Annotated in this window: 8 protein-coding genes and 1 pseudogene; 5 read left to right on the plus strand and 4 right to left on the minus strand. The window is 41.2% G+C overall.

Annotation, left to right across the window (positions count from 1 at the left end):
* The first annotated feature begins 32 nt into the window (after positions 1-32).
* From AX660_RS10365 to nhaD, 5 genes are all read left to right on the plus strand, one after another.
* Positions 33-1,124, plus strand: a complete 1,092-nt coding sequence (locus tag AX660_RS10365; protein WP_082768840.1) for a GDSL-type esterase/lipase family protein — start codon at positions 33-35, stop codon at positions 1,122-1,124.
* Positions 1,125-1,253: 129 nt separating this feature from the next.
* Entirely contained in the window at positions 1,254-1,457 is a 204-nt protein-coding gene (locus tag AX660_RS10370; protein ID WP_068376194.1) for a hypothetical protein, read from the plus strand.
* A gap of 169 nt (positions 1,458-1,626) precedes the next feature.
* Positions 1,627-2,814 (plus strand): GGDEF domain-containing protein, encoded by a 1,188-nt coding sequence (locus AX660_RS10375; RefSeq protein ID WP_235594712.1) that lies wholly within the window; start codon positions 1,627-1,629, stop codon positions 2,812-2,814.
* Positions 2,814-4,094: a glycosyltransferase family 4 protein gene (locus tag AX660_RS10380; protein WP_068377083.1), complete on the plus strand. Its 1,281-nt coding sequence runs from the start codon at positions 2,814-2,816 to the stop codon at positions 4,092-4,094. Before AX660_RS10375 ends, AX660_RS10380 begins: the two co-directional genes overlap by 1 nt.
* Before the next feature lie 107 nt (positions 4,095-4,201).
* Positions 4,202-5,446 carry a sodium:proton antiporter NhaD gene (gene nhaD / locus AX660_RS10385; protein ID WP_068376196.1) on the plus strand — a complete coding sequence of 415 codons (1,245 nt, stop codon included), beginning with the start codon at positions 4,202-4,204 and terminating at the stop codon, positions 5,444-5,446.
* Positions 5,447-5,516: 70 nt separating this feature from the next.
* Here the strand turns inward: nhaD and AX660_RS10390 are convergent, their stop codons facing one another.
* The 4 genes and pseudogenes from AX660_RS10390 to AX660_RS10405 all read right to left on the minus strand — a co-directional run.
* Positions 5,517-5,729 (minus strand): RNA-binding S4 domain-containing protein, encoded by a 213-nt coding sequence (locus tag AX660_RS10390; protein WP_068376198.1) that lies wholly within the window; start codon positions 5,727-5,729, stop codon positions 5,517-5,519.
* A 295-nt stretch (positions 5,730-6,024) separates the two neighbouring features.
* Positions 6,025-6,291 (minus strand): hypothetical protein, encoded by a 267-nt coding sequence (locus AX660_RS10395; RefSeq protein WP_068376200.1) that lies wholly within the window; start codon positions 6,289-6,291, stop codon positions 6,025-6,027.
* A gap of 7 nt (positions 6,292-6,298) precedes the next feature.
* Positions 6,299-6,835, minus strand: coding sequence for a DinB family protein (locus AX660_RS10400; RefSeq protein ID WP_068376202.1), 537 nt, complete (start codon positions 6,833-6,835; stop codon positions 6,299-6,301).
* 379 nt (positions 6,836-7,214) lie between these two features.
* Positions 7,215-7,666, minus strand: a pseudogene (locus AX660_RS10405) (transposase); the annotation flags it as partial.

Here is a 7,666-nt window from a genome sequence, read left to right on the forward strand (position 1 = left end):
GCCCTAGTTTTGAATTAAGTGAATGAACCACCATGCGTAATATTGCTCAGTGTATAAAATTTGTTAGCGTTTTGTTTATTGCCAGCTTTTCGTTTTTGCTATCAGCCAACCAATTAATTTCAGCAGATCATAAAAACTATCTGTATAGCGGCCGTATAGATTTTAGCCAGCCCCAAGCGCCACTTTTGTCATGGCCAGGTAGCAGTATCAAAGCTAATTTTACTGGCTCTTACTTGGCCGTGGTATTAGATGATCAAAAGGGCAAAAACTTCTTCAATGTGATTATTGACGGAGATGAACTATCGCCTTATGTACTCGAAGCCAAACAAGGTCAACACACTTATGTCATCAGTTCAGTATTGGCTGATAAAGTTCATAGTCTAGAAATATACAAACGCACCGAGGGTGAAGAAGGTTCGACGTACTTTAAAGGTCTTGAATTAGCAGATAAATCCAGCTTATTAGCGCCGCCACAACGTTGGAGCCGCCGCATGGAGATTTACGGTGATTCCATCACCAGCGGTATGGGCAATGAAGGCGCGGATAATGGTGCTGATCACCTGCAATCCGAAAAAAACAATTATTTGGCTTATGGCGCCATTGCTGCTCGTGAACTTAAAGCCGAACTCCACACGATTTCACAAAGTGGTATTGGTATTATGATCTCTTGGTTTGATTTTATTATGCCGCAGTTTTATGACCAACTCAGTGCGGTGGGAAACAACGACAGTAATTGGGATTTTAAGCTGTGGACACCAGACGTGGTGCTAGTCAATTTAATGCAGAATGATAGCTGGTTAGTCGATCGTGAAAAACGTTTACAACCGATACCTAATGATGCACAGCGCATTGCTCATTATCAAGATTTTGTTGCCGGTATTCGCCAACTTTACCCAGATGCTTATATTATCTGCGCCTTAGGCAGTATGGATGCGACTAAATCAGAAAAATGGCCAAACTATATCCGTGCTGCAGTTAATAATTTAAAAACCAGTGGAGACAGTAAGATCGATACTTTGTTTTTTGAATTTACCGGTTATGGCCAACATCCTCGTGTAGCCCAACATAAAGCCAATGCAAAAAAACTCGCCGCCTTTGTACGCGAAAAAATGCACTGGGATTAATTCAATCGTTTTTTATTTAAGGAGTTGCATTCTCTGCGACGGATAAATGTCGCGAATGTAACTATTTTGTTAAAAAATCTTGCCACGATTATTGATTTACGTAATCGCAAGGTTTGACAAGCATTAGAAGTGCCCGACAATGTGGGCTTATCGCAAACTCAATATCACCAGCACTGCCAACAGCCTGAATCTCAACAAGCGGCAATCAATACCTTTGTGCAAACATTTTTACTTGATGCAATAGGTAGTGATACTAAGGTGCAAATAAACGAAAATGCGGTAAGCGAAGATATGAGGCAATGGATTAATTGGACTACACCCGTACTTCAATAAGCATAAAGCAGCACAATATCGCTCACAAAAAAGAGAAATTGCTTTTGGACTTAGCCAGGCGCTTTCCCCTACAATAGCGCCTTGTTTTCTGAGTATAGTGTAGTTACTTGTGGTTTTTTCTATTGTCCTTCAACGCTGTTCACGGTTATTTAATGTTGCTCTCATCCCGTTGTTATTATTGATAAGCACACTTATCGCCTACCACTTTGAAGCGCCGCTTATTCAACAATGGCTTACACAAGCCAACTGGTTACCTTATGCCTGTTTAATCATTGCCGGTGTTATTGCTTGGCAGTTTGGCCGCAGTCGATTGGTATGGTTGAGTCTGTTCTTACTACTGATAGTACAACCCATCGATCCAGAGTGGTTAGAAGTAGGCATGGCACACACTGCCCGTTTTTGTTTTATTTTACTGATGTTGAGCTGGTTAATACTCAGTACAGACAAGGGCTTTTCACCGACCAATTTGCTTATTGCACTGGTTACTATAGCCCTAGTGGCGGCAGCATGTTTATGGTTGTTACCTGTGCTAGCAAGCCATAGTCAAAGTAACAACTATCTTCTGACTCCTGCCACCTCGTGGTTATTTCAGCTTTGGCCGGGTTTACGTCAGTGGTTTACCAGCACCGAATTATTAATAACTCTGCTAAGCCTAGTATTAGTGTTGGTACGCAGTTTTATGCAAGCTAATAATAGCCAAATTGCCTTGTTAGTAGCTTGGCTTAGTTTAGTGATTTTGCACTGTATTAACCAGCTTGCACCTAATCAACTGGTAGTGATTACATTGGCTATTATTGTATGTATTGCAGTCATCAGAGACAGTTTTGCCATGGCTTTTAAAGACGAGCTTACTGGCATTCCGTCACGTCGCGCCTTGATGCAATATGTACAAACCCTAGGGCGTAAATACACTCTGGTGATGGCAGATATCGACCATTTCAAAAAATTTAATGATACCTATGGTCATGACGTGGGTGATGAAGTACTCAAACTAGTGGCCAGTAAACTAAATAAAGTCACCGGAGGTGGTAAGGCGTTTCGTTATGGTGGCGAAGAATTTATTATGTTGTTTGCTGGCAAATCCAGCAAAGATGTTATCCCTCATGTTGAAGCCATCAGAGAGTTGATCGCCGATTACGATATTGCTCTGCGCGCCAAACCGCGGCCGCCAAAACCTGAGCAAAAAACACCAAGCAAACCAGCTAAAGACAAAATTGTCAAAGTCACCACCAGTTTTGGTGTGGCCGAAAAAACGAGCGAACACAGTGATTTTGCAACGATTATGAAACAAGCCGATATCGCCCTATATGCCGCTAAAAAAGCTGGGCGTAACTGCGTAAAAATGGCCAAACAATGATATCTAAAGTACTAGTGTTGGGTTACGTATGGCCAGAGCCTAATTCCTCTGCCGCTGGACGACACATGTTAAGTCTACTCGAAAGCTTTTTAACTGCTGACTGGCAGGTGACCTTTGCCAGCCCTGCCCTACAAGGTGAACATAAAGTTGATTTAAGGGCTTTAGGTATAGTTGAGCAAAATATCGCCTTAAACTGCAGCAGTTTTGATGAGTTTATTGTTAAATTACAACCCGATATTGTCCTGTTCGATAGGTTTATGTTGGAAGAGCAATTTGGCTGGCGAGTGGCGCAGCACTGTCCAAAAGCATTGCGTATTTTAGATACCGAAGATTTACATTCTTTGCGCCAAGCCAGGCACAGTGCCTTAAAACAGCAGCGTGAACTCAGCACCTCTGATCTGAATAGCGACTTAGCCAAACGTGAAGTTGCAGCCATATTTCGCTGTGATCTGAGTTTGATTATCTCTGAATATGAATACAACTTATTGCAACACCACTATCAAGTACCCAAAACTATATTGCTGCACTGCCCTTTTATGTTGGATTTAAGCCTGCTACATCAAGCTAAACCGGAATTTGAGCAACGCCAGCACTTTATCAGTATTGGCAATTTTAGACATGAGCCTAATTGGGATGCAGTACTGTGGTTAAAACAAAGCATCTGGCCGCTTATCCGCAAACAACTGCCCGATGCCGAGATGCATGTATATGGGGCTTATCCTCCGCCAAAAGCCACCCAACTGCACAATAAACAGCAAGGTTTTTTAGTAAAAGGTTGGGCCGCAGATGCTGAACAGGTAATGACTCAAGCACGAGTCTGCCTGGCACCCTTGCGCTTTGGTGCAGGCTTAAAAGGTAAATTGGTTGAAGCCATGTTATGTGGCACCCCCAGTGTGACCACGTCAATAGGCAGTGAAGGCATGGGATCCGCACCAGCAAACAGTAATAACTCTAATATTGATTTAAATTGGCCAGGACATCTGCTTGAATTTACTGCTGATAAACAAGCTAGTGTTGCAGAATATTTTGCTCAACAGGCCATAGATTTATATCTGCAACCCAACTACTGGCAACAATGCCAGCACTTGGGTTATCGCTGGTTAAGCAGTCATTTTGATCAAGTGCCTTTGGGCCTTAAGTTGCTCGATTCAATCAAACATATCGCCAGCAATCTCGACACTCACCGCGCCAACAACTTTATTGGCCAAATGCTGCAACACCATCAATTTAAAAGCACTCAGTATATGGCGCAGTGGATTGAGGCTAAAAATAAAAAATAGCTTTTGCTTATACCCCAGTTTTGTAACTAATAGCCACACGATGCTTGTATTCTCAGATGTGCGGCCTACAATGCGCCGCAAAATTTTCTGATTAAAAGCCTGGATTTATGTTACTCAATTATTTTCTGATTGGTTTGGCTATTTTGGCCCTAGCCGGTGTGGTGTTTGAAGAAATAACTCATATCAATAAAGCCAAGGTGACCTTGTTTTTTGGTACCTTGTCATGGATTTTTTTATTTGTATTTGCTCAGGGTAATGCAGATAGAGAATTAATTAACCATAACCTGCGCGAGAACTTAGCCGATATTTCATCTTTGTGGCTGTTTTTAGTCGCGGCCATGACCTTTGTCGCCTATCTCAATAAAAAAGGTTTTATCGAAAGTCTATTACATCGCGCCATGCCCGATTCTATCAGCGAACGCAAACTACTGTTTTATACTGCGATTTTTAGTTTTTTATTTTCTTCACTGGCTGACAACATCACCGCAACATTGGTTGCCATCACCTTAGTATTATCACTAGGTCTACCCACCAATAAAACCATGCGTTTTGCCGTATTGGTGGTGTTTGCCGTTAACTCTGGTGGTGTGTCTTTGATTACAGGTGATGTAACCACCCTAATGATATTTTTGGCCGATAAGGTCACTATTCTTAACCTCTTCTGGTTATCCCTACCCTCATTTATCGCCGTCATGGTTTTGGCCAGTTTGCTCAGTATTGGTATGAGTGGCCGTGTCAGGATCAGTCACAAGAGTAAACCTATCCGTAAACTTGATTACTGGATTGCCTTCATTTTTGTTAGCACTATCGTATTTACCATCTGCGCTAACGTGTTTTTTGCCATCCCTCCAGTACTGAGCTTTTTAGCTGGATTGTCGGTAATGTTTTTAGTTGCCCATCTGTTTCAGGATGACAGTGATCATGATCCCATCCTCGAATACATACGTTACATAGAATTCGATACGCTATTGTTTTTCTTAGGGATTTTATTACTTGTTGGTATGTTAGAACAAATCCATGCTTTAGATTTCTTAGTAAAACTTTACGAACATCTACCGCCAATATATGCCAATTATATTATGGGCATAACCTCATCTGTGGTAGACAACGTGCCATTAACCGCGGCCTTATTAAAAACCGACATTGATATGGATTTAACCTCTTGGTTGAGTTTGACTTATGCCGTGGGCGTGGGTGGTTCATTGTTGGTTATAGGCTCGGCAGCGGGCATTGTGACTATGAGTAAGGTGAAGGGTTTGAGTTTTGCCCGTTATGCTAAATACAGTTTACTGCTGCTACTTACCTATACTTTAGGATACGTACTGGTTTTAGGTTTAGCCTACGTTATTTAGTTGGTTGTTTAGGACCTTAGTGAGCAACTTCTTGCTCACTAAGGTCTGTTGCAAGCTCGCTAATTTATAATTAACTCAGAGTAATTTGATAAGACTCTCGCATAAATTCAACAATATCACCTGCCAAAAGCTTTTTACGTTTGCGAGTTTCGATAACTCCATTAACTTTAACTAAACCACCATCAATTGCGGCATTGGCTTCACCACCGCTTGAAACAAGGCTCTCAAACTTCATTAATTTATTCAGTTCGATAGGCTCTTGAGATATCTCGATTTTTTTCATTTATTTATGTCCAGTGCAGCTTGGTTAGAACTAGGGTTAATGAGGTTTTATAGTCTGTGATTCGACTACATTAGGGTTTCTTTTATTTGTTTTAGTTGCTGATCAAACAAAAGTATCAGGGAGCCATTTTTTCGTTAACATTGTGAAACACATCAAAGCGTTCGATATCTAAGGCTTTAGTACCCACGTCATAAACGGGTGAATCTATACAAGCGCTAAACACTTTCTCATTGAGTTTCTTTTACTTATCTCTGGCCCAATACCAAATACTATTACTTGTATGTAACCGCTTTTTTTACTGCTCGTTTTCAGGCATGGGTTCGATGCGTTCAATGACATAGTCTGTTAATCGGTAGTCCTTATCGAGCATAATATTAATCGCCTCGCCGCCAGTATCAGAGTTTTTAGGGCCAATATATATCTGATAGCCATTTTCCTGTTTAGTGATGTTGACCAAATGATATCGCATGTCGATTTTTTCATGTACGAGCCCGCTGGGGAGCTGATAAATCCAAGCGACTGAGCCAATATGTTCGTTAAAATCGTAATAGCCTATATCCATGATTTTTCTACTCTATATTAGGAATATGTAGCAATAAGTCAGTTACTCCAAGGTCAATACCTTGTTGATAAAGTAAGGTTGATACTTGCCCACGATGGTGAGTCTGGTGATTAAAAAAATGCTGGATCACATGGCTCAAATTTTTAGTGAAAGTAATGCCTTTCATATTTTTATAGGTAAACGCCTGCAAAAGCGCTGGCTCAGTGAGTTTTGCTGCAAATTGTGTAATGACATCGTCCATTTTTTCGCGATATTCAGTTAACTCAGTTAAATCGCTATAAAGAACTAGATCAAGTGACGTTGGCACCGCTAACCCCCTAACATACTCTAAGCATGTGAGCTGACTTAGATGCGTCGCAAAACGTTGCAGCCAAATAGTATCAGCTACCAAAATATGGTTAAGAGTATTAATGATCGAGCCAAAATATGCGCCTTGGTTTTTAGCCACGTCAGCTTGACTCAACTTAGCCGCTGCTGCATAAATATTGACGTTCATGGCGTGATTGTAGTGAGCCAACAACTCAAAATTTGATTGTAAAAACATGAGGAACCTTAGAATAGCAGTTAAAACTAATGATATTTATACCCAAACAACAATTACGAAGAGATCAGTTTAGCTATTTTGTTTTATGTTAAAAGTGATATTTAATTAACATGTTCAGTTTTTTTCATCGATACCATCAACACCCGTAAAATAGACACCCAACATTAGACACCCCAAATAATTAAGTCTCGAATCACAGCCCGTTCAACTAGTGTCACCTTGAGAGAAATGTGCATTTGTTATGTTTAAAAACGAGTCGTTTTGTCTGTTTTTTTTGATAGATAAGATTTATGTGGTTAATGAGGCATTCTGCTCAAATTCTGGGCAGCATGATTCTGTCACTTGGTGTGAAACAATCAAATAGAGTGTGTTAACTCATTCAGGCAGATTGAAGTAACGCTCTGGCCTTTGCCATCCCTCGTATACGCTGATGGTCGGTATGCTGCTTGAATTGTTGTAGCATGTGCTCACTGCCTACAGCGGTGCTGAAGTGTTTCTCGAATTCTGTGGTGAGGGTTAACCACTGCTCTGCGTTAAGACCAATCCGTTCGAGAATGGGATTGTGATGGTGCTCAATATAGCCTCTTTTGTCATCGCGAATACAACGGCCTGTTACATCAACCAATTCACAATAATCAATCAGGTTGTAAGCGATGCCTTTGGGCATATTAGCTCTGTGATTGCCCACTAGTCGCATGAGTTGAGTGGGTTGCTCACCTTGAATGAGTGCGTGGATACGGTGTTGAATACTGGTGTGTTTTGAGGTTTCTGGCGTGGTGTCCATCTTAGCTCGAATAGGATTCAAGTCGACGTAAGCCATACAGGCTAGTA

The sequence above is a fragment of the Paraglaciecola hydrolytica genome (assembly GCF_001565895.1).
GTDB lineage: Bacteria > Pseudomonadota > Gammaproteobacteria > Enterobacterales > Alteromonadaceae > Paraglaciecola > Paraglaciecola hydrolytica.

Coding starts and splice junctions, on each gene's coding strand:
- AX660_RS10365 (WP_082768840.1), top strand. CDS start 33: ATGCGTAATATTGCTCAGTGTATAAAATTTGTTAGCGTTTTGTTTATT.
- nhaD (WP_068376196.1), top strand. CDS start 4,202: ATGTTACTCAATTATTTTCTGATTGGTTTGGCTATTTTGGCCCTAGCC.
- AX660_RS10390 (WP_068376198.1), bottom strand. CDS start 5,729: ATGAAAAAAATCGAGATATCTCAAGAGCCTATCGAACTGAATAAATTA.
- AX660_RS10395 (WP_068376200.1), bottom strand. CDS start 6,291: ATGGATATAGGCTATTACGATTTTAACGAACATATTGGCTCAGTCGCT.
- AX660_RS10400 (WP_068376202.1), bottom strand. CDS start 6,835: ATGTTTTTACAATCAAATTTTGAGTTGTTGGCTCACTACAATCACGCC.